Source organism: Mycobacterium spongiae, from assembly GCF_018278905.1.
GTDB lineage: Bacteria > Actinomycetota > Actinomycetes > Mycobacteriales > Mycobacteriaceae > Mycobacterium > Mycobacterium spongiae.
Genome location: NZ_CP046600.1, coordinates 5,126,123 through 5,151,100 on the forward strand (window position 1 = coordinate 5,126,123; position 24,978 = coordinate 5,151,100).

Here is a 24,978-nt window from a genome sequence, read left to right on the forward strand (position 1 = left end):
TGCGAAGTCGCGATGTCCGCACCGCCAGTCGATCAGCCCGCATTCGGCACCCCAACTGCTTTGCGGTTGAATGCGTTCAGGCGGCTTGCGTTGGCCGTACCCAGCCCCGGGTCAGCACACCCGGAACCGGGCTCGTCGGCCGTACGACCATAGGTCTGGCAAGCAGACAACATGTGAAATCCGTTTCATGATATTTGACAGAGGTAATTTTTCTCGCGTAGTCTCCGACGCATGTGCAACTCGCTTCCAACGGCCGCAACTGGCGGTGATGACCAGTGAGCGCCGTTCTCGTCGGTGTCTTGACACTGCCCCTGCTCGCAGCGCTCGTAGCGCTCTTGGCCGGCTCGCGCCATCCCCACATCGTGGGTCGATTCGGTGCCGCGGCCACCGGTACGGGCTTGGTCTTCGTATGCCTGATAACACTGCACGTCGCAGTCCACGGCTCCGTATCGGCAACCCTGCAATCGGACCAGGGAACCCTGATAGCCCAGGTCGCGGCTAACCGCCTTGGCGCGGTACTGCTACTCCTGGTGTACGGGGTCAGCACGGTCGTGCAGATATTCGCCCTGCGCTACCTGGCCTGCGACAGCCGATCGGCATGGTTCACCGCCGGCACCGGCCTCCTCACCGCGGCCTCAGCCGGGCTGATGACCTCTGGGACCCTCATCGGACTGGCGGTCTGCTGGACGCTGGCCGGCACCGCGCTGTGCCTGCTGCTGGCCACCTTCTGGGAGCTGCCCGCCGCTCGCGATGGTGTGTATCGAACGGCGGCCGCGTTCGCGCTGGGAGACCTGGCGCTCTGGTTGGCGGTCGGCTTGCTGACGGTGCAGTGGGGCAACATAAGCCTGTTCGACATGGACCCCGGCAGATTCGACGACTCGTCACTCACGCTAGTGGCGGTGGCTGGGCTGATCGTCGTGGCAGCGCTGTCTCGGTCGGCGCAGATTCCCTTTCACCGCTGGCTGCCAGCCACACTGGCAGCGCCGACGCCCGTCTCGGCGCTGCTCCACGCAGGTGTGGTCAACGCCGGCGGCATCCTGCTCGTGCGGCTGAGCCCCATCGTCAGCGGATCCGCTGTCGCGATGGGCCTGGCCTTCGTCGCCGGCACGCTGACCGTGGTCTACGGCGGCGTCGTGATGCTCACCAAGTCTGACATCAAGGGCTCGTTGGTGAATTCCACGATGGCTCAGATGGGTTTCATGATCTTGACCTGCGGCCTGGGCCTCTCAGCGGCGGCGGTGTTCCACCTAGTGGGCCACGGTTTGTACAAGGCCACCCTGTTCCTATCGTCAGGCTCGGTCATAGCCAAACATCGCCAAAAGGCCTCCCGCCCAACCGCACAACCGCTGACCACGGCGCGACGGGCAGCGATCCAACTCACCGGGTTGCTGTTGCCCGCCGGGGCGCTGTTTATCGCCAGCACAGTGGTCCACCTGCCGCATGGAGAGCACGGATCGGCGCAGGCATTGCTCGTCTTCACCTGGGCGACCGCCGTGGCGGCGCTGACCGGCTGGTTGGCGCGCAGCCCCGGGGTTCCGGCGGTGCTCATCGGAGCCGGGGCGCTGCTCGTGGGGGCCATCGCAGCCGTAGCGCTGGTCGGCGCGGTGACCGGATTTCTGGCCCCTGATCTCCCGCCGGTCAACGTACCGTCGACATCGTCACTGGGCATCGTCGCGGTCGCCGTCATCCTGGGCGCGTTGGCCCTCCTGCGACAGGCTCCACCGAGCGGGCGGACGGCACGCCTGCAACGGGTCCTCTACACCAAAGCGCTTGTCGCCGGCTATGTCCCAGCGACCCGGCCACACGCCATGCCGAGCAACCACCCGCTGACTCAACAACTGACAGGAGCCCGCAAGTGACCACCGTGGCCGAACACGTGTCGACCGATACCCGCCGCGCGCAGTTGCGCAGTGAGGTTAACCTGGCCGCCCGGGTGATCCCGACGCACTATCCACTGGAGACCTTCATCGCGGTCAACCCGCTGGCCGGACTGGAGTCGATGCCCTTCGAGCAGGCAGTTCGGCGTGCCGGTGACCTCTACGGGATCGCAGGTCTACTGGACGAGACAACCTACCGCGACTTGTATCACGGCGGGCGGATCAACGATGCCGACCTCGAGTCGACACTGCGGCTGCGCTACCCCACTTTGGTGGATGGTCCGGCCATTCGAATGGGGATACACACCGTGACACCGGCCGAACTGCTACGTGCCGACCTTCTCAACGGCACCACCGCCCCAAAACCATGGCGGCGCAACAAGACCCGCAGCGAGCAGACGGCGCCACAGGTAGCTGAGCAGGTTGACGCTCGGGCTGCTCAGTGGTGCGCAGCCTACTTCGGATCGCCCGGAGCGGGCTGGCCGATGCCCGACCACCACAAGGGCTTCTACCCCGCCTGGCGGGCACTGGCGGCCGGCGACTACAAGCTGAGCCGAAGGGTCCGCGCCTCGCTGCGAGCAGTGCCCGAGCGCGCCGATGACGCCGCCTTGCAAGCCCTGCACCTGTTGGGGGTAGCCGAGGACGACCGCATCACCTATCTGCAAGCCCACTTGACGCAGCTACCTGGGTGGGCGGCCCACGTCCGCTGGTCCGCCGAACGGCTAACCGGTGTCGATTTGTTGGACTATCTCGCGATGCGGTTGACGTACGAAGCAGTGTTGTTGTCCCATAACAGTTCCTTTGCACCGCCGGAGTCGGTAGAGACAGCCCGGCCACGCATCCCCTCGGCCCGCGAACGAGCCGTCGCGCTGGCCAGAACGTGGGGGCTGGACAACATCAACGACAACGAATTAAGTTCTGCCGCAAGAGTATTGTCCGCGTTGCCCGTCACCGCGCGGCAGATGGTGTGGCAGCAAGCCTATGAGGCACACTACCGCGATGGGCTACTGCGCTCGTTGGCCGACACCAGGGCGAACCAGGACCAACGGCGGCCTCGCGCCCAACTCGTGTGCTGCATCGACACCCGATCCGAGGGCCTACGTCGCCACTTCGAATCCCTGGGCCAGTACGAAACACTGGGCTTTGCCGGATTTTTCGCTGTCGCCATTCGGTTCACCAGCATGCTCGGCGGAAAGTCCAGCGACCTGTGCCCGGTGCTCATCCGGCCGCAACATGACGTCAGCGAGAGCCCGGCACCATCTGCCGACGCGGCGGCACGGCGATTGCGGGCCGGCAGCATGATGATGGCCGGCGCCGAGGCGGCATTTCAGGCCGCCAAACAGGCGCTGGTCGCACCCTTCGCATTGGCTGAACTGTCCGGCTGGGCCGCTGGTCCATGGGCAGCGGCCAAGACGCTAAGCCCACGGGGAACTGGCACCCTGCGACGGCGTCTGCGCGACCGGCTGGCCCCCCCAACCCCGACCGTCCTATCGGTCAACGACACCGTTGAACTGACCCAGCGCGCCCTGTACGCCGAGGTGGCGCTGACCACCATGGGCCTGACCAAGGGATTCGCCCGCCTGGTCGTGCTCTGCGGGCACGGCAGTGTCACCGAAAACAATCCGTATCAGGCGGCACTGGACTGCGGGGCCTGCGGCGGCCAGGCCGGCGGTCCCAATGCCCGCACCGCCGCCGCGATCCTCAACGACGCCGAAGTCCGTGCGCAATTGCGCACTCAGGGCATAGCAATACCGGACGACACCGTGTTCGTCGCCGCCCAGCACGACACCGCCACCGATCGGGTCACGATCTTGGACGAGCATCTGGTTCCGGGCAGCCATCGATCGGACATGCACCGAGTCATCGCGGATCTCGGCGTCGCCGGAACGAAACTGGCCGCCGAGCGCTGCCCAGGGCTACCAGGTGGCCCTGCCACCCCCCGCCCGGGGCATGCGTCTCGCCACGTCGAAAACAGATCCGTCGACTGGGCGCAGGTCTTTCCCGAATGGGGACTGGCCGGCAATGCAGCTTTCATCGTCGGGCCGCGCTCGATCACCCGCGGAATCGACCTGCATCGCCGCGTCTTTCTGCACTCCTATGACGCCGAAGTGGACGCCGATGGCGGCGCGTTGGAGACCATCCTCACCGCACCTATGGTGGTGGCTCAGTGGATCAACTGCCAGTATTACTTCTCCACCGTGGCGCCACAGATGTTCGGAGCGGGAACCAAGACCATCCACAACGTCGTCGGCGGCGTGGGCGTGCTCGCGGGACATGGCGGCGACCTTCAGCTAGGCCTGCCTCGGCAGTCACTCACCGATGGCGAATCGTTCGGCCATCAGGCCATGCGCCTGCTTACCGTCGTCCAGGCGCCGCTGGAGCGCATCGACATGCTGGTGGACCGTAACCCGATCCTGCAGCATCTTTTTGGAAACGACTGGGTCTGCCTCGCCGCCCGTGAACGCCCCGGCCAAGACTGGCAGCGGTGGACCCGAAGCGGATGGCGTAGCTGGGATGAAACCGCACCTGTAACCACCACTCAACTGACCAGGAGGTAATGCGATGCCACAAAACGGATTGACCAAGATGACCAAGATCGAAGTCGTCGTTGCCGGGGAGGACGCGCACGCGGTTCGATCGCAGTTCCAAGGCTGCGGCGCCACCGGTTTTACCAGCGTGTCCGGCGTCTCGGGGCTCGGTCATCACGGCTACCACCAAGGCCGGCTGCTGTTCAATCAACAGGCAACACTGGAGATGTTGATCACCGTCGTCCCGGACGCGAAATCCGAGGCGCTGATCGCCGGCCTCCGCCGCCTGCTGGACGACACACCTGGGGTCATGTTTGTGACAGACACCTACGTCAGCCGACCCGAGTACTTCAGCTAGAACCGCTACCAGGCAAGGAAGTCCACATGTCCAACCCGTCAGTCGCCTGGCGCCGTCTGCAGGCCGGCAATCACCAATTTCACTCCACGCCACGGTTGGCGCAGAACGTCGCGACGAGCGGCCACACGCCTGCCGCGGTGGTGTTCAGGTGCGCGGATGCCGACGCTGCGAGCGAGGTTGTCTTCGGTCAACGCGAGGGTTCGCTCGTTGAGATCAGCAACTGGGGGCATGTCATCGACACCGGCGTGTTGGCCACCGCCGAATACGCGGTTGAGAAACTCAAGACGCCGCTGATCGTCGTCCTTGGCCATCACCAGTGCGCCGCCATGCAGACCACCTTGGATGCCTGGGCCAACGTCAGGATCCCGCACGGAGCGGTTCGCGCGGTCGTCGAACAGGCGATATCGTCACTGGCTCGGCCGGATAGCGACATCGGCAGCCCCGAGGAGCTGGCGGCCGCGCACGTGGTGCAATCTGGCGTCTCGCTGTTGCAGAAGTCCCCGGCGCTGACCAAGGCAGTCGACCACGGAGATTCTGCGATCGTGTGCCTGGTCAGCGATGCCGACGGCCGGATTCGCGTCTGCGCCACCTTCGGCAATGTTGCGGACAGCACGCCACGACCCTTGGAATACGTCTAGCCGTCCGACTTTCTTCGAGCCGCCAAGCTTCGCGTCGGCGGCCGCCCATCGATCGAGCGCAACAGCTACACCGCCCAATGCTGCGGCGGCGCGCCCGCGCGCAACCATGGCATCAATGTCACGAATATTATTTCATGAGTCTTGACATAGGTCTTTTGTCTCGCGTAGTTTGTATCGCATGTATACGGCCCAACCATCGAGCACCATCAGAGAGGAAGCCACCATGTCCAACCCGTCAATCGCCTGGCAGCGTCTGCAAGCGGGCAACCAACATTTCCACGCCACATCGCGGTCGAGGCAGAAGGCGGCCACGAGGGACCAATCACCCCTCGCGGTGGTGTTCCGCTGCGCAGATGACCGCACAGCGAGCGAGGCGGTGTTCGGTCAAAGCTGGGGTTCGCTCATGGACATCAGCAACTGGGGACACGTCATCGACACGGGCGTACTGGCCACCGTCGAATATGCGGTCGACAAACTCAAGACTCCGCTGATCGTCATCCTCGGCCACGAGAACTCTTCGGCGATGGAGGCCTCGTTGGAGGCCTGGAACAACGTCAATATTCCGGAGGGAGCGACTCGCGCAGTCATCGAGCACGCCATGTTCTCGCTGGCGCGGCAGGACGCAAGCATCAGCAATGCCGACGAGCTGGCCGCCGCCCACACGGTGCACACCGGCGTCTCGCTCTTGCAAAAGTCGGCGGCGCTCGCCAAGGCCGTCGACAGCGGACAGTCGGCGATTGTGTGCCTGGTCCGGGATGCCGATGGCGGGCTTCGCGTTTGCGCGACCTTCGGCGACGTTGCGGAAAACGAGGCACCACTATTGGAGTGCGTGTAGTAGCCAAGCGCGCCAATGCACGAAACACCGGTGCCGGCCCGGCGGGAATCCCCGTCGGGCCGGCACCCGTTTCGCGTGCGGGCGACCAGCGATAGGAGAGCCGGCCCAATGAGTAGTTGCGACAACGATCTGGTTGACGATGTGGTTAACGACGATGTGGTTAACAGGGCCGGGCAACGCCCGAGGAACGGTAGCTATGCCGGGGCGGAAATCGCCATGGGGACCATGCACGGCAAAGAGCTCCAAGTGGCGCCAGCTTTCGCGGCGGAGCTCGGGGCTCGCGTCGTCGCGCCGGCCGGAATCAACACTGATCAATTCGGCACCTTCACCGGTGAAACGCCCAGGAAGCTGGCGCCGCGGGAAGCGGCAGCGGCGAAAGCCCGCCTCGCCATGCGAGTCGCCGCGGTGCCCTACGGCGTGGCCAGCGAAGCCAGCTACAACACGTGGTTTGGCATGTTGGCGATGCACGAAGAAATCTTGGTGTTCATCGACGACATCCGGGGGATCCAGGTCGTCGAGGGCGAGAACACCCCGGGCGCTCCCGGCGCGCCCATACTCGTCGGCGGTGGCGATGCGGCCGTCTGCGCGGCGCAAGGCTTCGGTTTTCCGCGCCAGGGGGCCGCAGTAAAGGCCAGCGTCAAGGAGCGGGTGCAAGTCTTCGGCAAAGGGATCACCGATGCCGCCACCCTGATCGAGGTCGTCAGTGCGGCGGCGGCCGCCGCCGACGACCACCAGGCCTGGGTCGAACCGGACCTACGAGCACATCACAACCCCAGCCGCCGCGATGTCCTGGCCGGTTTGGCGGGCCGACTGGCTCGCCGCCTGGCCACACCCTGCCCCGAATGCGGATGTCCCGGATACGGCAAGGTGGCGACCCGAGACGGGCTCCCGTGCCAGGGTTGCGGTGGGCCCACGAGTCTTATCGCCGCCGACGTTCATGGGTGTCCCGCCTGCCCCTATCACCACACCATTGCGCGTGTCGTGGCCCGCGCAGAGCCTCGCTACTGCCCACAGTGCAATCCCTAGAGGCAATACCTAGAGACAATCCGCAGCGCGTTGGGTAGCCCCTACGGTTGTCAAGCTAGTGACGCGTCGATGAACAATGTGGCGCGATCAAGACAACGCCGCGATAAGCTCTCCCACCGTGTGGCTGGCCTCGAGCGGATGACGAAGCCTGCCCTGCGGATTGAGCTCATATACATTGCGCCGACCGACCTTCGATTTGATGAGGTAGCCTTCGTCGGTCAGGTCGGTCAAGATCGCTTGTACCGAACGCTCCGTGATGCCGATTCGCAGTGACAACTCGCGCGTTGTCAGGGACTCACCGGTCGCCACGCACAACAACACCCGCGCGTGATTCGTCAAGAACGTCCACGTGCGCTCAGCAGCCTCGACGGGGGGCGGTGCGGCCGCCCTCCGGGTCTTGGCAACGGTCACCCCACCATCATATGCCATCAGGATTCACGTAAAAGGATTCTCTGGTCGATTAACCGGCCCAAAAATCCGCGCCGCGCGCTAGCCATCAGCCCATTGCCCAGCCGGGTCGGCCGGTCGCGCGGCCAGAAGCGGCCCCACAAGTGTCGGCTACTCAGCCCCGCCCAGTTAACCCAACCAGAAACGACTCCACCGCCCCGCGGTAGCGGCGTGGTGCTTCGTCATGAACCAGATGCCCGGCTTTCGGAACGTGCAAATAGCTTGCACGCCCTACAGTTTCACGCATCAGCTCCATCTGGCCGGCCGGTGTAACCGACTCGCCGGCCTCGATGAGTAGTGCCGGCGCCCGGACCGACCGCCACTGCGCCCAGTAGTCGCGAGTACCCCATTCAGCGGCGATCTCAATCCACCGCGCAGTATGGCCGTGCAACCGCCAACCGGTGGCGGTGCGATCGAAGGCCTCCAGAAAGTACTGGCCGGCGACCGGCCCAAACTCGGCGAATATTTCTTCAGCCGAGGCGAATTCGACAGGAAGAGCGTGCAGCCACGGCTCCCATGGGCCGGTCGTGCGTCCCCGAAAATCCGGCGCCATGTCCTCAACAACCAACGCCGAAACCAGCTCGGGACACTCGGCGGCCAGACACCACGAATGCAGGGCGCCCATCGAATGTCCGACCAGCCGCACCGGCGCCCGCAGCGTGGACACCGCCTCACGCAGATCCGCCACGAAGCGCTCGGTGCTAATCGGATACGGATCGTCAACGCCACGGCCGCGATGCCAGGGAGCGTCGTAGGTGTAGACGGTGCCCAGCTGGGTCAGCCACGGCAGTTGGCGCGACCACGTAGTGCCTCGGCCCATGAGGCCGTGCACCAGCACCAGCGGACCGCCCTGGCCGCCGCGGGGAGTCAACAATTCAGTGGGCATACGCCCAATTCTGCGGGCACGGTAGCCTAGCGACATGCCAGTGGTGAAGATCAACGCTATCGAAGTGCCCCCCGACGCTGGCCCAGAGCTGGAAAAGCGCTTCGCCCACCGCGCTCACGCGGTGGAGAACTCTCCAGGATTCCTCGGCTTTCAGCTGCTGCGCCCCATCAAGGGCGAAGACCGCTACTTCGTGGTGACGCACTGGGAGTCCGACGAAGCGTTCCAGGCCTGGGCGAACGGGCCCGCCATCGAAGCCCACGCCGGCCACCGCGCCAACCCGGTCGCGACCGGCGCGTCGTTGCTGGAGTTCGAAGTCGTGCTCGATGTTGCCGGGACGGGCCAAACTGGGTAGCGCACGCGTGCCCCAGCGCCGTCTGCTGGCCCTCAGCGCAACCGCTGCGCTCATCGCGGTAGCGGCATCGGGTTGCGGGTCCCCTCCTTCCCCGCAGGCGAACGCGGCGAACCCGGTCAGCCGGATCGACACCGCAACGCCTCCCGGTCTACGCGCCCAGCAGGCGATGGACATGCTCAACTCCGACTGGCCGATCGGCCCGGTCGGAGTTCGCACCCTGGCCGCACCCGACGAGGTCGATTCTGTCGAGACCACCATGGAAGAGCTCTGGTGGGATCGACCCTTTGAGCTCGACGCTGTAGACATCGGCGCTAGTGTGGCCACTCTGCACCTCGTCTCCTCGTTGGGCGCCCGCCACGACATCCGCATTCACACTGATGACGAGGGCCGAGTTGACCGGTTCAACGTCGAAACGCGGACTCCGTCGATTTCTTCGTGGCACGACGTGGACACCGTGTTGCGCAATACCGGTGCGCGCTACTCGTACCAAGTCGCCAAGGTCGACGACGGCCGTTGCGATCCGGTAGCGGGCACGAATACCGGTGAATCCCTGCCCCTAGCATCGATTTTCAAGTTGTATGTGCTGCACGCGCTCGCAACTGCGGTCAAGGAAGGAACGGCGTCCTGGGATGACCTGCTCACGGTCACCGAGAAGAGCAAAGTTGTCGGCTCCTCGGGCCTGGAACTTCCTCCCGGGGCACTGGTTTCGGTTCGTACGGCCGCCGAGAAGATGATCGCCACCAGCGACAACATGGCCACCGACCTGTTGATCGGGCGGCTGGGTAGGCACGCTATTGAAGAAGCTCTGGCTACGGCCGGGCATCATGATCCGAATAGCATGACACCCTTCCCCACGATGTACGAGCTGTTCTCCATCGGCTGGGGTAAGCCAGATGTGCGTGAGCAATGGAAGCATGCGACGCAGCAGGGCCGTGCCGAGATGCTGGAGCAAGCGAACAACACTGTTTACCAACCGGATCCGGAGCACGCCCACGCTCCGGCCTCGACCTACGGCGCGGAATGGTATGGCAGTGCTGAAGATATCTGCCGCGTTCACGCGGCCCTGCAGGCCGACGCGGTCGGCCCGGCCGCACCCGTCAGACAGATCCTCTCCGCTGTCGCCGGAATCCGCCTGGATCACCGCGTTTGGCCCTATATCGGCGCGAAAGCCGGCGGCCTCCCAGGTGACCTGACGTTTAGCTGGTATGCCGTCGACAATACGGAGCAGCCGTGGGTGGTCAGCTTTCAACTGAACTGGCCCCGCGACCATGGACCCACCGTCACCGGCTGGATGCTGCAAGTGGCAAAACAGGTGTTTGCGCTGATAGCACCGCGATAGATCACCTAGAGCCGCAGGGTCCAGCGGTGGCCCCGGAAGTGCATCACAGTGCGGCTCAAAGGTGTGATGTCGATGCGCCAGAACGACTTCGGTCCAACGTCAAGCGCCAGCAGGACCGCCGCGCGGATCACCGCCGGATGCGTCACCGCCACGGTCCGTGATGCGCTTTCCGACAGCGGGTCCAGCGACTCCAGCGACTCCAGCCATCCGGCTATCCGGTCGATCAGGTTCACGATCGACTCGCCGCCATGGGGTGCCTGGGCCGGGTCGCAAAGCCACACTCGCAGCTCCTCCGGAGGAACACCCTGGAGCGCTTGGCCCTGCCATCGGCCGCAGTCGAGGTCCGCCAACCGAGGCTCCGTCGTAGCCGCCAGTCCCAGCAGCTGCGCGGTCTGGCGTGCCCGCTGCTCTGGCCCGACCAGCTGCCGCGCCTGGCCACCTAAGTCTCGGAGCCCAAGGGCAGCGACGGCTTGCGCCTGCCGGTGGCCGGTGGCATTCAACGGTTCGTCCGCAGGAAAGCGCGGAGCTGCCATCGCGTCGGTCTGCGCGTGCGACACGAGGATCAGCCGGACGACGTCGGTCACGCCGCGATGCTCGCCGCCCGCCCCGCGTCGGCGCGCTCCCCCAGCAACCGACCGGTGAGCATCCCAAAAACCAGCCCAATAGTTGCCCACAGCACCGCCTGGGTCCCCAGTGAAACCAACCGGAAATCGTAGAGGACGTCGGCAGGGAAGCCTCGGTAGATGATTACCCCCGAAGCGTCGCGCAACGGTCCAGGTGTCTCGCTGACGGTCGGCAGCACAACCATAACCACCGCAATTACCGCGACATAGGCGCCGACGGCGGTCAGGCCGGCATTCCATGCACCGAGTCTCGCAGCGAGCCGGCCAGCCAACCACAGCGCGCCCAAGGCCAGCACCACCGACGCCAGCACCATCACCAGGTACCACACGGTGCGCGAACCAATCGAGTCCGCTCGACCGACCGCCGGCGGATTGGGCGGGTACTTCACGAAGGGCACCAGGTACACAACCGCAAATGCGCCGGCAGCGAGGCGGATCGACAAGGCCCGCGCTGTCACACCTTTGGTAGGCCCATAAACGCCATAGATGAGGCAGAAGGACACCGCGAACAACGCCCCAAGAGCAACGCCGAAAACCAGCACGCCAAAACCCAAACCGGCGTTTGCCTGGACGCCGCGAGAAAACAATTCGATGCCATGGTCGTGTACGCCTTGTGCGTGCGCGACTTCGGTACGACCGTCCTCAAACTCGATCGCGCGGCCAATCACGGGCTCGGCCACCAGGCGGGCGAAGACAAACGCCAGCATGGCACCCATCGCCCCGGCCAGCACCCCGCGCGCGATGAGACGCTTCTCCATGGCTGCGGCTTAGTGGCAGGGGAATCCGAGCAGATGCCGCGCGTCGTGGAAGAACTCGTGTACGTGCGTGTCGTTGCCGAACAGCGATACTGCGCCCTGATCGATCCCGACAATGTACAGCGCCAGCAGTGCCATGAAGGCGGTGGCCGCCAGCCACAGCGCGGCGCTTGCCGCCGACAGATCTACCGTTGCGACTTGTGCTATCTGGGAATTCGCCACAGTCCACTCCTTCTGGGGATCTCGCGTCCCGCTCGGATGCTGACGCCGGGCACCGGGTCTGACTTTCGACAGTGGCGCGACCGTTCTGGAGTTTCACCAGATTCCGTTACCCGTCACAACACCCGTCAGTGTAAACCGCCTGGTCTCGGCGGTCGACGGATAGACCGGTCGATGAAGAGACCCGTCGATGAAGAGACGTCGTCCGGCTGGCTAGGTCCCGGCCGGTCCGGGACCACCCGCACTGTGCGCCCCCGCCTGGGCCAGATCCGGCTCCGACGGCGGCTTCCGGGTTCCGGTGAAGGTGAAGACCGCGTCTTCGCCGGCACTCTCGCCATCCCAGTTGTCCACGTCGACGGTGACGACCTGTCCCGGCCCGACCTCCTCGAAGAGGATCTTCTCCGAAAGCTGATCCTCGATCTCGCGCTGGATAGTGCGCCGCAGCGGGCGAGCACCCAGCACCGGGTCGAAGCCGCGCTTGGCCAGCAATGACTTGGCACTGTCGGTCAGCTCCAACGCCATGTCCTTGCTCTTCAGCTGGGCGGCGACCCGGCCGATCATCAGATCCACCATCCGGATGATCTCGTCGCGAGTCAGCTGGTGGAAGACGATGATGTCGTCGATGCGGTTGAGGAACTCCGGGCGGAAGTGCTTCTTCAGCTCGTCATTGACCTTCTGCTTCATCCGCTCGTAGTCGTTCTCACCGCCACTTTGGGAGAAGCCCAGACCTACGGGCTTGGAAATGTCGGAGGTGCCGAGGTTGGACGTAAAGATCAACACGGTGTTCTTGAAGTCGACCGTGCGACCCTGTCCATCGGTGAGCCGGCCATCTTCGAGAACCTGCAACAGGCTGTTGTAGATCTCCTGATGCGCCTTCTCGATCTCGTCGAACAGCACCACCGAGAACGGCTTGCGCCGCACCTTCTCGGTCAGCTGGCCGCCCTCCTCATAGCCGACATACCCGGGCGGCGCGCCGAACAACCGGGACGCGGTGAACCGATCGTGGAACTCGCCCATGTCGATCTGAATCAGCGCGTCATCGTCGCCGAACAAGAAGTTCGCCAACGCTTTGGACAGTTCGGTCTTACCGACGCCGGAAGGGCCGGCGAAGATGAACGAACCCGACGGGCGTTTGGGGTCCTTCAGCCCGGCACGGGTACGACGGATGGCCTTCGAGACAGCCTTGACGGCGTCCTCCTGGCCGATAATCCGCTTGTGCAGCTCATCTTCCATACGCAACAGCCGCGTGGTCTCGGCCTCAGTGAGCTTGAACACCGGGATACCGGTCCAGTTACCCAGCACCTCGGCGATCTGCTCGTCGTCGACCTCCGCGACCACATCCAGATCGCCTGAGCGCCATTGCTTTTCGCGTTCTGCCCGCTGAGCGACCAGTTGCTTCTCACGATCGCGCAGGCTGGCTGCCTTCTCGAAGTCCTGGGCGTCGATCGCCGATTCCTTCTCCCGTCGGGCATCGGCGATCTTCTCGTCGAACTCGCGCAGGTCGGGCGGCGCCGTCATGCGGCGGATTCGCATCCGGGCACCGGCCTCGTCAATCAGGTCGATGGCCTTGTCGGGCAGGAACCTGTCGTTGATGTAGCGGTCGGCCAGGGTGGCGGCGGCCACCATCGCCGAATCGGTGATCGACACCCGGTGGTGGGCCTCATACCGGTCCCGCAGGCCCTTGAGGATCTCGATAGTGTGCTCGACCGTCGGCTCGCCCACCTGGACCGGCTGGAAGCGGCGCTCTAGCGCGGCGTCCTTCTCGATGTACTTCCGGTATTCGTCGAGCGTGGTCGCACCGATGGTCTGCAGTTCACCACGAGCCAGCTTGGGCTTGAGGATCGAGGCGGCGTCAATTGCTCCCTCGGCGGCACCTGCTCCGACCAGCGTGTGCAGCTCGTCAATAAACAGAATGATGTCACCGCGGGTGTTGATCTCCTTGAGCACCTTCTTCAGGCGTTCTTCGAAGTCGCCGCGGTATCTCGAACCGGCCACCAGCGAGCCCAGATCCAACGTGTAAAGCTGCTTGTCCTTGAGTGTCTCGGGAACCTCGCCATGCACGATGTCCTGCGCGAGCCCTTCGACCACGGCCGTCTTGCCCACGCCCGGCTCGCCGATCAACACCGGGTTGTTCTTGGTCCGCCGGGAGAGCACCTGCATCACCCGCTCGATTTCCTTCTCGCGGCCGATGACTGGGTCCAGCTTGCCTTCCATCGCGGCAGCCGTCAGATTGCGGCCGAACTGATCGAGCACCAGTGAGGTCGAGGGCGAGCCGGACTCTCCTCCCCTACCTCCAGTACCGGCTTCGGCCGTCTCTTTACCTTGATAGCCGGAGAGCAGCTGGATTACTTGCTGGCGCACCCGGGTCAGCTCGGCGCCCAGCTTGACCAGCACCTGGGCCGCTACGCCCTCGCCTTCGCGGATGAGGCCAAGCAGGATGTGCTCGGTGCCGATGTAGTTGTGGCCAAGCTGCAGCGCCTCGCGCAGGCTCAACTCGAGCACCTTCTTGGCGCGCGGCGTGAACGGGATGTGTCCCGACGGCGCCTGCTGGCCCTGTCCGATGATCTCTTCGACCTGGCTGCGGACACCCTCGAGCGAGATCCCCAGCGACTCCAGGGACTTGGCCGCCACACCTTCACCTTCGTGAATCAGACCCAGAAGAATGTGCTCGGTGCCGATGTAGTTGTGGTTGAGCATCCTGGCCTCTTCCTGCGCCAGGACGACGACCCTGCGGGCACGATCGGTAAATCGCTCGAACATCGGTGGCTACCTGCTCTCCCTTGCCTTCGGCACTGTGGTCGGCCCGGAACCCTTCCAGCTCGGACCATGCGTACCTGGTCTCCACTGTAATGGTCGCCCTGCCAGGGTTCCTAACCTCGCGGTGCCTCGCGGCTCCAGCCGTTAAGCCACACCCCAGTGTTGCGCACCGTGGTGAAACCCTGCTCAAGACGCTGTTCAAACAGCGGCAAATAGATAACGAGGAAAACCACCAAAACGTTTCCTGCACCAACTGGCGATCAGTTCGCCACCAGCGAAAACGAAAAGTACCGGCGCCCAGGCTTGCCTGGGCGCCGGTAGACGATTCCCTAGCTGGCCCCTAGGTGGCCGCGTGGAAAGCGTCGATGATGTCAGCCGGGATACGGCCACGCGTCGACACGTTGTGCCCATTGCGACGAGCCCATTCCCGGATCGCGGCGCTCTGCTCGCGATCAATCGCGCCGCGGCCACGGCCAGAGGCCGAACGCCCGCGCCGACGACCGCCGACCCGACGACCCGCTTCCACCCATTGCTTCAGGTCGCCGCGAAGTTTCGCGGCATTCTTGGTCGAAAGATCAATCTCATAGGTCACCCCGTCAAGCCCGAATTCGACCGTTTCGTCGGCGGCTCCCGCACCGTCGAAATCATCGACCAAGGTGACGGTCACTTTCTTCGCCATTGGCTTACCCTCGCGTTTCTTCCTGTGCAGTTCCTGTGCAGTACGGATATACTCCCCGCGCACCAATCTGCCACAGGAACGCACAATATTCAATCCAGACACAACACGCGCAGTTCAGTTGGAGTGAGGACGAACAATCGGGAACAAAACTGTCTCCCTAATCGACAGGCCAGTCAAAACCATCAACAAGCGATCGATGCCCATTCCGGTTCCGGTGCACGGTGGCATCCCGTACTCAAGAGCTACCAGAAAATCCTCGTCAAGGACCATCGCTTCGTCATCACCAGCAGCCGCAGCTCGGGCCTGATCAGCGAACCTATCTCGTTGCACGACAGGATCGGTCAATTCCGAGTATCCCGTGGCCAGTTCGACACCGTGCAGGTAGAGGTCCCACTTCTCGGTCACACCGCCGATGCTCCGGTGCTGACGGGTCAATGGCGTTGTCTCCACGGGAAAATCCTTCACAAAAGTGGGCGCGCTCAGACTCTGGCCCACCGTGTGCTCCCACAGTTCCTCGACAAGTTTGCCGTGACCTAGGACACGGTTTCCAGTAATCACTGTGTCTTTCTTCAGGCCTACATCTTTCTCGAGGCCGACATCTTTCTCCAGGCCGACGTCTTTCTCCAGGCCGAATCGATCGGCGATCTCCCGTAAGCGGCCGACCGACGTCTGCGGTGTGATCTCTTCGCCGAGCGCCGCCGACAGCGACGGGTACATTTGTATCGTGTCCCATTCTCCGTCGATGTCGTAGACACTGCCATCGGGCATCGGCAGTTGTCTGGTTCCGATCGCCTCGTCGGCTACCTCTTGAATAAGTTCCCGGGTGACACGTGCTGAATCGTCATACGTTCCGTAGGTCTGGTATGTCTCCAACATCGAGAATTCGGGGGAATGGGTGGAATCAGCACCTTCGTTTCGGAAGACGCGATTAACCTCGAAGACCTTGTCGAAACCACCGACGATGCAGCGCTTGAGGAACAGCTCCGGGGCAATCCGCAGGTAAAGATCGATGTCGAGGGCGTTCGAATGGGTGACGAACGGCCGAGCCGCCGCGCCACCGGCCAGTGTCTGCAGCATAGGGGTCTCGACCTCAAGAAACCCACGGCGCTCCAGCCCCGCCCGGATCGCGCGGATAACGGCAACCCGCCGGCGGGCAACCGATCGCGCTTGGGGGCGCACGATCAGGTCAACATAGCGTTGCCGCACCCGCGACTCTTCACTCATTTCCCTGTGGGCAACCGGCAGCGGTCGCAGCGCCTTGGCGGCGAGCCGCCAGGTGTCGGCCAGGACGGACAGCTCGCCTCGGCGTGAGCTGATGACCGTGCCGTGCACGTAGACGATGTCGCCCAGATCCACGTCGGCTTTCCACGCGTCAAGAGCACCCTGACCGACCTTGTCCAGGCTGATCATCACCTGCAGCTGGGCGCCATCACCGTCCTGAAGCGTCGCAAAGCACAATTTCCCCGAGTTGCGCGCGAACATCACCCGACCCGCGACGCCGACGACGTCATCGGTCGCCGAGTCGACGGGCAGGTCGGTGTGCGCGGCGCGCACTTCGGCCAGGGTGTGGGTGCGTTCGATCGCGACGGGGTATGGGTCGTCACCTGCTGCCAGCAAGCGAGCTCGCTTGTCGCGGCGGATCCGCAACTGCTCAGGAAGGTCAACTCCTGCTTCCTTGTCCGCGGCACTCACGACGTGCCAGCTTAAATGACCGTGCCCGCGCCCACACTGCGGCCACTGGTGCCGCGCCGGTCATCGCGCCACCTCTCGGCGGCCGCTGACGAACCGCGGGCAATCTCGCCGAGTAGCGCCTCAGCGTGCGGGCTTGAGCCGACCGCGCAGCGCGTCGCGGTTGCGTTCGAAGACGAGCCGCAGGCCGTTCAGGGTCAAGTGCTGGTCGTAGTGGTCGACAGTATGCAATTCGGGTAGCAGCAGCGGCGCGGTATGGCCGGTGGCCACGATCGCGACTTGATCACCGCGGTCGGCCGAGAAACCGTTCACGTCCTCGCGGATTCGGCCGACCAAGCCGTCGACTAGTCCAGCAAAGCCGAACACCGCACCCGCCTGCATACATTCGACCGTGTTCTTGCCGACCACTGACCGCGGCGTAGTCAGCTCGACACGGCGCAGTGCCGCGGAACGTGCCGCCGCCGCGTCCGAAGACACCTGAACCCCGGGCGCGATGGCGCCCCCGAGGAATTCACCCTTCGCCGACACCACATCGACGCAGATCGACGATCCGAAATCGACGACGATCGCCGCCTTTTTGAACCTGTGGTAGGCCGCCAAACAGTTCACGATCCGGTCCGCGCCCACTTCTTTCGGGTTGTCGACCAGCAGCGGGATCCCGGTGCGTACCCCTGGCTCGATCAGCACATGCGGTATCGACGGCCAGTACTGGCCGAGCATAATCCGCACCTCGTGCAGCACCGAGGGCACGGTGGACAGGGCCGCGGCCCCGGCGAGCCGGTCGGAATCGTCGCCGATCAGGCCGTCGATGATGAGCGCCAGTTCGTCAGCGGTCACTTCCGGTTCGGTGCGTATCCGCCACTGCTGCACGACCTTTGCATGATCTTTTGCTCCAGACAACAGGCCGACGACGGTGTGGGTGTTGCGAACGTCGATCGCCAGCAGCACGGCTACCCCACACCGATCCGCGGGTCAAGTAGTTCGCCCACCTCAGGTATATCGATAGCGGGCACAAAGGCAGGATCACTGCCCAGATCTACCTGTCTGTTCTGGCCGTCGACGAAAACGATCCGAGGCTGGTAGGCGCGTGCTTCGGCGTCCTCCATGGTGCCGTAGGCGATAAGAATCACCAGATCCCCCGGATGTACAAGATGCGCGGCAGCGCCATTGATTCCAATCACGCCGCTGCCAGGGTCACCGGCGATCGCATAGGTGACCAACCGCGCACCATTATCGATGTCGACGATGGTTACCTGTTCGCCTTCAAGGAGATCGGCGGCCTCCATCAGGTCTGCATCGATGGTCACCGAGCCGACATAGTGCAGATCTGCCTGCGTGACGGTGGCACGGTGGATTTTTGACTTCAACATCGTCCGTAACATCATTTCCTCCAAGGTGATTCGACGTATTCCGTCGAGTGATATCCGTCCACCCCGACGTGCCCGCTCATGAACCCGTCGGTGGCGGCGATAGTTCCTACCTGCAAAGCAACGTTGTCTAGCAGCCGGGTGGCGCCGAGCCGGGCGGCAACCAGCAGCCGGGCGGGTCCACTGGCTGGCGCCGGACCCAGCTCCGGGTCGCGGATCTCGAGATAATCGACCTCCAGCGCTGGCGCAGCGTCGAGAACTGTCCGCGCAGCACCCAGCGCGGCCATCACACCCGTCGGCGCCGCATGCGCCGCGGCCGCCAGCGCGGCCGAAAGCGCCGCCGCTGCATCCCGTTGGGCCGAGTCAAGGTAGCGGTTGCGCGAGGACATCGCCAGCCCGTCGGCTTCGCGAACGGTCGGCACTCCGATGACTTCGACATCGACGTTCAGGTCAGCGACCAGCTGCCGTATCAGCACCAACTGCTGGTAATCCTTCTCACCGAAGAACACCTGGTCTGGACGCACGATCTGCAACAGCTTCAGCACGACGGTCAGCACGCCCGCGAAATGGGTTGGCCGTGGGCCGCCCTCAAGTTCGGCTGCCAGCGCACCGGGTTGCACGGTGGTGCGCAAACCATTGGGATACATCGCCGCGGCCGTGGGCGCGAACACCATCTCGACACCTTCGTCGCGAGCCTGGGCCAGGTCGTCGTCGAGGTTGCGAGGATAGGCGTCGAGATCTTCCCCGGCGCCGAATTGCAGGGGGTTGACGAAGATCGATAACACCACAACCGAGCCGGGCACCCGTCTGGCCGCGCGTACCAGCCCAAGATGACCGTCGTGTAGCGCGCCCATGGTGGGCACCAACATCACTCGCCGACCGGTATGGCGCAGCGCCCGGCTGACGTCGGCGACATCCTTTGGCGCTAAGTACACGTTAAGTTCGCCGCGCCGAAATTCGGGCGGCCGGTACGCCGTCGTCGCGTTCATCTGGCCAGCACCTCGACGACATCCTCGGGGGCGTGTGCGCGCTGCGCGGTCCGCAGCGCGTTCACTCGATATGCCTGGGCCAGTTGCGGGTCAGCGTCCCCCAGAGCGGCCAAATGACCAGCGACCGCAGCAGCGTCACCACGGGCAACCGGGCCGGTCAGCGCACCCTGGCCACGCTGCAGGGTGTTCTCGAGCGCCGCCCGCGCCAACGGCCCCACGATGCGTTCGGCAATCCCGCCTGGCTGGCTATCCACGGCCTGCTGGCCGAGCAAAGGTTCCCCGTGCAAAGCTGACCGCAACGCCTCGAGAGCGTCGGCCAGAACCGTCACGACGTGGTTGCTCGCATGAGCTAACGCAGCGTGGTAGAGGATGCGGGCGTCCTCCCGTACGCGGAACGGCTCTCCGCCCATCTCCAGCACCAGCGACTGCGCGATCGCATACCCCACTTCATCAGCGGCGGTGATCCCGAAGCAGGTGTCCGGCAGACGGCTGATGTCCTCGTCAGAACCGGTAAATGTCATCGCCGGGTGGATTGCCAGCGGCGTGCAGCCCTGCCGCGCCAGCGGCGCGAGGATGCCGATCCCATTAGCGCCGGAGGTGTGCGCCACGATCGTTTCGGGACGCACTGCCGAGGTGGCCGCCAGCCCGGACACCAAGCTCGCCAGTTCGCTGTCGGTGACCGCCAACAACAGCAGCTCCGCCCCCGCGGCCACCTCGTGCGGTGGGAGCACCTGGGTATCGGGCAACCGGCGCTGCGCGCGCTGCAGCGACGCATGGGAGATCGCGCTGCACGCCACGACAACGTGGTCGGCGCGCTCCAGCGCAACCCCTAACGCGGTGCCTACCCGGCCAGCGGAGATGATTCCCACCTTGAGCCTGGCCGGGCGCAAACCGTCGAACTGCACCATCGCAGACGACCTCACATGTTTGTTCGTTCGTTCCAGTCCCTGGATGAGCTGCCCTCGGGTACCGGACGGTCACTAAGACTGTAGTCGATAGATGCGACGAGACCCAGTTCAGTCTTCACGCCGACGGCGCCGACCACCCCCGGATGGCTCGGCCTGTAGCCGCGCCATCAGGTCGGCAACCGACTGACCACCGGTTTGCGGCTCTTGCCCATGCGAGCCACTCGAGCTGTCCCCGTCATCGGGGGCCGGTTCGAGAGTGCGGTGCCTGGGTGCGGGCCCGGGAGGCGGCGCTGGGGCCAGTCGAGGCGGCAACGATTCCGGCGCGCCAGCCGGCGGTGGGACGCCCGGTGGTAGCGGTGACTCGTCGAAGCGGGCGCCCTCGACAACGCCTGGCCTCTGGGTATCGCCTGGGACACGGTCACTGCTGGGTCCATAGTCGCGTGCCTCCACCGAGTGGCGGGACCGCGACCGGCGACCCGGCTCGTCGGAGTGCTGCGCGACCTGCACATAAGCGAGCGAGGCCGCACCCTGGTCCTCGGGGCTGGAATGCCGCGCGCGCCGACGCCGACCCGATGGCGGCGCAGCCGGCGCGGCGTCAGCCGACGCCCAATGGCTGCCTGGGGTTCCCGGTGGCAGCCATTGCCCTTCTGCAGAGACCGGCTGCCATGGCGATCCTTCTGGCCGGGGCGGCGGCCGCTGGTGGCGAGGCGCGGCCAGCGAATCAGGTTCCGGGGGCGGCGGGGCCTCAGGTTGCGGCCGGCCCGGCTCGACAAGGCGCTCCCTCACGTGTGCGGGCTGGTTGGGCGGGGCGAGCGGTTCCTCGCTGCTGACGGGCGGCGCGACGTGGGACGGTGGTGCCCCTATCTGCTCCTCGCGGGATACCATCCCCAACGGCCCCACCGGCTCGGCTTGAGGGAACGGCGCCACTTCCGGCGCTACTTCCGGCCCTACATCTGGCCCCACTTCCGGAACATCGATAATGGCGACGTCGTCAGAGTGGTCGGGGACAGCGCCAGCGGGTTCCCGGCGCACCGACGCAACTCGATCGCTAGACACCCAATCGGCTGGTGGGCTCTCGCCGTTGCGTGCGCGATCAGTCAACGCGCGCGCGGTCGCCGCCTCGTTCTCCAGGGTTCCCAGCGCGGGACGATGCGTCAGGTCGGTATCGAACAGGATCTCCAGGCTGGTCCGCAGCGCGGTCAGTTCTGCCCGCAATGCCGCGACCTCGTCGGCGGCCTGGCCACGCAATTCGGAAGCCAGCTCGCGGCGCAGCTGCGATTCCACGCTCAGCTCGTACTCGCGCCGCGCCGAGATTTCGCGGTCCAGCTGAAGGTCGTAGACCAGCTTGAGATCATGCACGCGGGATCGGTCAGCGTCGGCCTGCCGGCGGTAGACCATCGACACGAATGCACCGGCGACCGCGGCCCAGAGCGCCAAAACCACGGCAAGCTTGAGAAGCTCCACCCGATTGGTGAAAACCAGTCCGGAACTGGCTCCAATCGCGAGAACCAGCAACGTCGTCAAGAGAACCCAACCCGGTCTCCGGCCGCCGCGCCGGACCCGGGCGCCGCGGGACAGGACGGTCATGGCCTGACTGTACCTGGGCGAAGTCGATCCGCGTGTCGCGCCGGTCCGGCGATTCTCCGCCAAGTCGTATGCGCGTAAGCAACGCGCTCGGAAGCCCCCTACCCGGGTCTTATACAGCATGTTTCTGGCGCAACGTTGCGGCCAGCAACGTCGCCGAAATGCAAGAGCTGCCCGGCTACGTCTTCCCCAGGGAGCGGTCGCATCGTCACCCGGCGTCCCAGCTTTCTGCGGCCTCGCCGTGCTCGGTGGGATCCTGGGGAGACTTACAGCAATGTTGCAACCACAGCGCGGCCACCACCAGAGCCAACGCGCAGACGGCCGCCACCACGGTGCCCGGGGTGTCCTCCGCGGCCACCCGCAGCCAGGACCTCCGTGGCAGGAAGTACACCAGCACGCCGATCCACCAACCCAATACCACAGAACCCACCCAGGCCGACGCCTTGGCAATCATCAGACTGCGGGCTACCGCGAGCGGGTGCAGCCAACCAGGCCCATCTCCGATCTCGCCATCGTTGATCTTGGCACGCACATGACGCCCCCACAGTGCCTCGGCGATCGCGACCCCGAGCAGCGACAAGCCGGTCCAGGCCGTGATCGGCGGAAACCACCGGTATAGCGCAACCACCAGCAGATAACCCGCAATCGCAGCCCCGACCACCCCGGCGGCCAGGTCACGCTTCCGAGTCGGTCCCATCATTCCTCGGGTCTGGGGTTGGACGTCGGTCTTCCATTCAGGCGCAACCGCAGCTCGGATGCCCGCACGCTTTCCCGATCGGACGGATCGACCTCGGCCAACAGCTGTGCGACGGATTGCGGGCACCCGCCGACCGTCAGCTCAGCAGCGGGGTCCACGGCCAGCCACGGGATCATCACGAACGCTCTGAGATGAGCTAGGGGGTGGGGCAGCGTCAAGTTGGGTTCGCGCACGATCATCTCAACGGGACCAGCCGCGGGCTCGCCGAGCCTGGGACCTCGTTTGCATGTAATCAGGTCGACGTCGAGACTGCGCGGGCCCCAGCGCGCGCCGCGCACGCGCCCCGCCGCACGCTCGAACGCTTGAGCCCGCCGTAGCCAGGCTCGCCCGTCACGGGCCGGGTCGTCGGCGATGAGCACCGCGTTGAGAAACGGTCCCTGCTCCACTCCCCCCCATGGGGCCGTCTCATAGATCGGAGATACCGCCACCAGGACATCCCGCAGACCGTCAACGACGGACTGCAGCCGCGCTAGCCGGTCACCCACGTTGGAGCCGATGGACAGAACCACCTGGGTCATACGGCGCCGCCTGCGGGAACTATTGAACCGCGACCGCCTCGCCGCGACCGGCGGACCACCACGGCGACGTCGGTGAACGTCTGGGGAATCGGAGCCTGCGGTTTGTGCACCACTACCTCCACGGCATGCACCCGCTGATCGTCCATGACATCGTCGGCGATCTCGGCGCCGACGGTCTCGATCAGATTCCGCGCGGGGCCTGAGACGATCTCGGCTGCCCGCGAGGCCAGCTGGGCGTAGTCATAGGTGTCGGCCAGATCGTCGCTCTTGGCCGCATCGGCCAGGTCAATCCACAGCGTCACATCGACGACAAACTCCTGCCCAGCGACTCTCTCGCCTTCGTAGACCCCGTGCCGGCCATGCACGGTTAGCCCACGCAACTCGATTCGGTCAGCCATCGCGTCAGTCCTTACCTCGACACCACGCTTCGACAACCTTGAGGGCATCGACCGATGCCCGCACATCATGCACACGCACGCCCCAGACGCCCTGCAGAGCAGCCAGGGCGGAGATCACTGCTGTAGCCGTCTCGCGGCCGTCAGGCGGTCGCGAGACGCCATCAGGTCCCGCCAGGAGTGCTCCGACAAAGCGTTTACGGGAGGCACCCAGCAATACTGGGATCCCGGTGGCGACCAGGTCCGGCAGGGCATGCAGCAGCTGCCAATTGTGGTTCGCCGATTTGGCGAATCCAAGCCCAGGATCGATCACCAGTTTGGCAGGGTCCACACCGGCGGCAACCGCGTCGTCGGCGCAGGCAAGCAGGTCGGCGCGCACTTCGGCCACGATGTCGTCGTAGTCCGGAACCCGATGGGGGTCGTCCGAGGAGGCCGACCGCCAGTGCATCAATACCCAACTCACCCCGGCTTCGGCCACCACGGCGGCCATCGCCGGATCGGCCCGTCCACCCGACACGTCGTTGACGACTGTGGCGCCACATTCCACCGCCGCCACCGCGACAGCAGCGTGCATGGTGTCTATGCTGACGGCGATACCCTGCGCGACCAGTTCTTTGACCACGGGTACGACCCGCGCGATCTCGACCCGAGGGTCAACCGGAGTGGCCCCGGGGCGCGTCGACTCACCCCCGACGTCGATGATTCCGGCGCCCTCGGCCGCTAATGCCAGTCCGTGCCGAACAGCATCGTCGGCATCCAGATAGCGCCCGCCATCGGAGAACGAATCTTCGGTGACGTTCAGAACCCCCATTACCCGCACAGGAGCTTGACTCACTTATGAAGCATCAGGTCGAGCGCTTCAGCTCGAGACGCGGCATTGGTCTTGAACTGACCACGGACCGCGGAGGTCGTGGTGGTAGCTCCAGGTTTGCGAACCCCACGCATCGCCATGCACAGGTGCTCGGCCTCGACCACGACGATGACCCCGCGCGGATCCAGCTTGGTCACCAAGGCGTCCGCGATCTGGCTGGTGAGCCGCTCCTGAACCTGGGGCCGCTTGGCATACAGGTCGACCAGCCGTGCGATCTTCGACAACCCGGTCACCCGACCGTCATCGCCGGGGATGTAGCCGACGTGAGCGACACCATGAAACGACACCAAGTGGTGCTCGCAGGTGGAGTACAACGGGATTTCCTTGACGACGACCAGCTCATCGTGTTCTTCGTCGAACATCGTGTTGAGAACCGAGTCGGGGTCCCGGTAGAGACCTGCGAACATCTCGCGGTATGCGCGTGCCACGCGGGCCGGTGTCTCACGCAGACCATCCCTATCCGGGTTTTCGCCGAGCGCATACAGCAGCTCACGGACGGCGGACTCGGCGCGTTGCTGGTCGAAAACCCGCGCAGGCGCGGGTGCAGTGCCCGAATCCATCCGCGTCATCGAATCCTCCGT

26 protein-coding genes are annotated in these 24,978 nt (G+C 64.9%); 8 read left to right on the top strand and 18 right to left on the bottom strand.

From position 1 onward, the window contains the following. The first annotated feature begins 275 nt into the window (after positions 1–275). The 6 genes from F6B93_RS20680 (at position 276) to F6B93_RS20705 (ending at position 7,262) form a co-directional block, all read left to right on the top strand. The gene (locus F6B93_RS20680) at positions 276–1,859 is read left to right on the top strand and encodes a proton-conducting transporter transmembrane domain-containing protein (RefSeq protein WP_211696751.1); all 1,584 of its coding nucleotides are present in this window, start codon (positions 276–278) and stop codon (positions 1,857–1,859) included. After that, positions 1,856–4,435: a DUF2309 domain-containing protein gene (locus tag F6B93_RS20685; protein WP_246540890.1), complete on the top strand. Its 2,580-nt coding sequence runs from the start codon at positions 1,856–1,858 to the stop codon at positions 4,433–4,435. The genes F6B93_RS20680 and F6B93_RS20685 overlap by 4 nt, the downstream gene beginning before the upstream one ends. A 4-nt stretch (positions 4,436–4,439) precedes the next feature. Then, the gene (locus F6B93_RS20690) at positions 4,440–4,763 is read left to right on the top strand and encodes a P-II family nitrogen regulator (protein ID WP_211696752.1); all 324 of its coding nucleotides are present in this window, start codon (positions 4,440–4,442) and stop codon (positions 4,761–4,763) included. Positions 4,764–4,789: 26 nt separating this feature from the next. Continuing rightward, positions 4,790–5,401 (top strand): carbonic anhydrase, encoded by a 612-nt coding sequence (locus tag F6B93_RS20695; RefSeq protein WP_211696753.1) that lies wholly within the window; start codon positions 4,790–4,792, stop codon positions 5,399–5,401. 223 nt (positions 5,402–5,624) lie between these two features. After that, entirely contained in the window at positions 5,625–6,236 is a 612-nt protein-coding gene (locus F6B93_RS20700; protein WP_211696754.1) for a carbonic anhydrase, read from the top strand. Positions 6,237–6,344: 108 nt separating this feature from the next. Continuing rightward, on the top strand, positions 6,345–7,262 hold the full coding sequence (locus F6B93_RS20705) for a DUF6671 family protein (protein WP_211696755.1): 918 nt from the start codon (positions 6,345–6,347) through the stop codon (positions 7,260–7,262). 87 nt (positions 7,263–7,349) lie between these two features. On the opposite strand, the gene F6B93_RS20710 is transcribed toward F6B93_RS20705, so the two are convergent. Further along, entirely contained in the window at positions 7,350–7,673 is a 324-nt protein-coding gene (locus tag F6B93_RS20710; protein ID WP_211696756.1) for a helix-turn-helix transcriptional regulator, read from the bottom strand. A 151-nt stretch (positions 7,674–7,824) separates the two neighbouring features. Next, complete coding sequence (locus F6B93_RS20715) at positions 7,825–8,604, bottom strand: alpha/beta fold hydrolase (RefSeq protein WP_211699640.1); 780 nt, start codon at positions 8,602–8,604, stop codon at positions 7,825–7,827. Between the two features lie 25 nt (positions 8,605–8,629). Here F6B93_RS20715 and mhuD point away from each other — a divergent pair, with 25 nt between their 5' ends. Both mhuD and F6B93_RS20725 read left to right on the top strand, forming a co-directional pair. Then, positions 8,630–8,947 carry a mycobilin-forming heme oxygenase MhuD gene (gene mhuD / locus F6B93_RS20720; protein WP_211696757.1) on the top strand — a complete coding sequence of 106 codons (318 nt, stop codon included), beginning with the start codon at positions 8,630–8,632 and terminating at the stop codon, positions 8,945–8,947. Beyond that, the gene (locus F6B93_RS20725) at positions 8,919–10,286 is read left to right on the top strand and encodes a serine hydrolase (protein WP_211696758.1); all 1,368 of its coding nucleotides are present in this window, start codon (positions 8,919–8,921) and stop codon (positions 10,284–10,286) included. Before mhuD ends, F6B93_RS20725 begins: the two co-directional genes overlap by 29 nt. A 5-nt stretch (positions 10,287–10,291) precedes the next feature. On the opposite strand, the gene F6B93_RS20730 is transcribed toward F6B93_RS20725, so the two are convergent. The 16 genes from F6B93_RS20730 to folE all read right to left on the bottom strand — a co-directional run bounded on the left by F6B93_RS20730 (position 10,292) and on the right by folE (position 24,966). Further along, positions 10,292–10,870, bottom strand: a complete 579-nt coding sequence (locus tag F6B93_RS20730) for a histidine phosphatase family protein (protein ID WP_211696759.1) — start codon at positions 10,868–10,870, stop codon at positions 10,292–10,294. Then, entirely contained in the window at positions 10,867–11,667 is an 801-nt protein-coding gene (locus F6B93_RS20735) for a CbtA family protein (RefSeq protein ID WP_211696760.1), read from the bottom strand. The genes F6B93_RS20730 and F6B93_RS20735 overlap by 4 nt, the downstream gene beginning before the upstream one ends. Positions 11,668–11,676: 9 nt before the next feature. Further along, a complete protein-coding gene (locus F6B93_RS20740) occupies positions 11,677–11,886 on the bottom strand; it encodes a CbtB domain-containing protein (protein WP_211696761.1) in 210 nt (69 codons plus the stop codon). Between the two features lie 210 nt (positions 11,887–12,096). After that, positions 12,097–14,643, bottom strand: a complete 2,547-nt coding sequence (gene clpC1 / locus F6B93_RS20745) for an ATP-dependent protease ATP-binding subunit ClpC (protein ID WP_211696762.1) — start codon at positions 14,641–14,643, stop codon at positions 12,097–12,099. 337 nt (positions 14,644–14,980) lie between these two features. Continuing rightward, positions 14,981–15,319, bottom strand: a complete 339-nt coding sequence (lsr2, locus tag F6B93_RS20750; protein WP_211699641.1) for a histone-like nucleoid-structuring protein Lsr2 — start codon at positions 15,317–15,319, stop codon at positions 14,981–14,983. 114 nt (positions 15,320–15,433) lie between these two features. Next, the gene (lysS, locus tag F6B93_RS20755; protein WP_211696763.1) at positions 15,434–17,011 is read right to left on the bottom strand and encodes a lysine--tRNA ligase; all 1,578 of its coding nucleotides are present in this window, start codon (positions 17,009–17,011) and stop codon (positions 15,434–15,436) included. A gap of 120 nt (positions 17,012–17,131) precedes the next feature. Continuing rightward, positions 17,132–17,956 (bottom strand): type III pantothenate kinase, encoded by an 825-nt coding sequence (locus tag F6B93_RS20760; protein ID WP_211696764.1) that lies wholly within the window; start codon positions 17,954–17,956, stop codon positions 17,132–17,134. 2 nt (positions 17,957–17,958) lie between these two features. Then, positions 17,959–18,390, bottom strand: coding sequence for an aspartate 1-decarboxylase (panD, locus tag F6B93_RS20765; RefSeq protein WP_211699642.1), 432 nt, complete (start codon positions 18,388–18,390; stop codon positions 17,959–17,961). Further along, the gene (gene panC, locus F6B93_RS20770; RefSeq protein ID WP_211696765.1) at positions 18,390–19,364 is read right to left on the bottom strand and encodes a pantoate--beta-alanine ligase; all 975 of its coding nucleotides are present in this window, start codon (positions 19,362–19,364) and stop codon (positions 18,390–18,392) included. Before panC ends, panD begins: the two co-directional genes overlap by 1 nt. Next, positions 19,361–20,272: a Rossmann-like and DUF2520 domain-containing protein gene (locus tag F6B93_RS20775; protein ID WP_211696766.1), complete on the bottom strand. Its 912-nt coding sequence runs from the start codon at positions 20,270–20,272 to the stop codon at positions 19,361–19,363. The genes panC and F6B93_RS20775 overlap by 4 nt, the downstream gene beginning before the upstream one ends. Before the next feature lie 108 nt (positions 20,273–20,380). Then, entirely contained in the window at positions 20,381–21,859 is a 1,479-nt protein-coding gene (locus F6B93_RS20780) for a DUF6779 domain-containing protein (protein ID WP_211696767.1), read from the bottom strand. 205 nt (positions 21,860–22,064) lie between these two features. Further along, a complete protein-coding gene (locus tag F6B93_RS20785; protein WP_211699643.1) occupies positions 22,065–22,553 on the bottom strand; it encodes a DUF3180 domain-containing protein in 489 nt (162 codons plus the stop codon). Beyond that, positions 22,553–23,131 (bottom strand): 2-amino-4-hydroxy-6-hydroxymethyldihydropteridine diphosphokinase, encoded by a 579-nt coding sequence (folK, locus tag F6B93_RS20790; protein ID WP_211696768.1) that lies wholly within the window; start codon positions 23,129–23,131, stop codon positions 22,553–22,555. Before folK ends, F6B93_RS20785 begins: the two co-directional genes overlap by 1 nt. Continuing rightward, positions 23,128–23,529: a dihydroneopterin aldolase gene (gene folB, locus F6B93_RS20795; protein WP_211696769.1), complete on the bottom strand. Its 402-nt coding sequence runs from the start codon at positions 23,527–23,529 to the stop codon at positions 23,128–23,130. The genes folK and folB overlap by 4 nt, the downstream gene beginning before the upstream one ends. A gap of 4 nt (positions 23,530–23,533) precedes the next feature. After that, positions 23,534–24,361 carry a dihydropteroate synthase gene (gene folP, locus F6B93_RS20800; protein WP_211696770.1) on the bottom strand — a complete coding sequence of 276 codons (828 nt, stop codon included), beginning with the start codon at positions 24,359–24,361 and terminating at the stop codon, positions 23,534–23,536. Beyond that, positions 24,358–24,966 carry a GTP cyclohydrolase I FolE gene (gene folE, locus F6B93_RS20805; protein ID WP_211696771.1) on the bottom strand — a complete coding sequence of 203 codons (609 nt, stop codon included), beginning with the start codon at positions 24,964–24,966 and terminating at the stop codon, positions 24,358–24,360. Before folE ends, folP begins: the two co-directional genes overlap by 4 nt. Positions 24,967–24,978: the final 12 nt, after the last annotated feature.

Bases quoted from the DNA above. Each gene is read 5' to 3' on its own strand.
- clpC1 (WP_211696762.1), bottom strand. From the start codon at position 14,643: ATGTTCGAGCGATTTACCGATCGTGCCCGCAGGGTCGTCGTCCTGGCG.
- F6B93_RS20735 (WP_211696760.1), bottom strand. From the start codon at position 11,667: ATGGAGAAGCGTCTCATCGCGCGCGGGGTGCTGGCCGGGGCGATGGGT.
- F6B93_RS20775 (WP_211696766.1), bottom strand. From the start codon at position 20,272: ATGGTGCAGTTCGACGGTTTGCGCCCGGCCAGGCTCAAGGTGGGAATC.
- F6B93_RS20695 (WP_211696753.1), top strand. From the start codon at position 4,790: ATGTCCAACCCGTCAGTCGCCTGGCGCCGTCTGCAGGCCGGCAATCAC.
- panD (WP_211699642.1), bottom strand. From the start codon at position 18,390: ATGTTACGGACGATGTTGAAGTCAAAAATCCACCGTGCCACCGTCACG.
- F6B93_RS20690 (WP_211696752.1), top strand. From the start codon at position 4,440: ATGCCACAAAACGGATTGACCAAGATGACCAAGATCGAAGTCGTCGTT.
- folE (WP_211696771.1), bottom strand. From the start codon at position 24,966: ATGACGCGGATGGATTCGGGCACTGCACCCGCGCCTGCGCGGGTTTTC.
- folK (WP_211696768.1), bottom strand. From the start codon at position 23,131: ATGACCCAGGTGGTTCTGTCCATCGGCTCCAACGTGGGTGACCGGCTA.
- F6B93_RS20700 (WP_211696754.1), top strand. From the start codon at position 5,625: ATGTCCAACCCGTCAATCGCCTGGCAGCGTCTGCAAGCGGGCAACCAA.
- F6B93_RS20785 (WP_211699643.1), bottom strand. From the start codon at position 22,553: ATGGGACCGACTCGGAAGCGTGACCTGGCCGCCGGGGTGGTCGGGGCT.
- panC (WP_211696765.1), bottom strand. From the start codon at position 19,364: ATGAACGCGACGACGGCGTACCGGCCGCCCGAATTTCGGCGCGGCGAA.
- F6B93_RS20725 (WP_211696758.1), top strand. From the start codon at position 8,919: ATGTTGCCGGGACGGGCCAAACTGGGTAGCGCACGCGTGCCCCAGCGC.
- folB (WP_211696769.1), bottom strand. From the start codon at position 23,529: ATGGCTGACCGAATCGAGTTGCGTGGGCTAACCGTGCATGGCCGGCAC.
- F6B93_RS20780 (WP_211696767.1), bottom strand. From the start codon at position 21,859: ATGACCGTCCTGTCCCGCGGCGCCCGGGTCCGGCGCGGCGGCCGGAGA.
- mhuD (WP_211696757.1), top strand. From the start codon at position 8,630: ATGCCAGTGGTGAAGATCAACGCTATCGAAGTGCCCCCCGACGCTGGC.
- lsr2 (WP_211699641.1), bottom strand. From the start codon at position 15,319: ATGGCGAAGAAAGTGACCGTCACCTTGGTCGATGATTTCGACGGTGCG.
- F6B93_RS20705 (WP_211696755.1), top strand. From the start codon at position 6,345: ATGAGTAGTTGCGACAACGATCTGGTTGACGATGTGGTTAACGACGAT.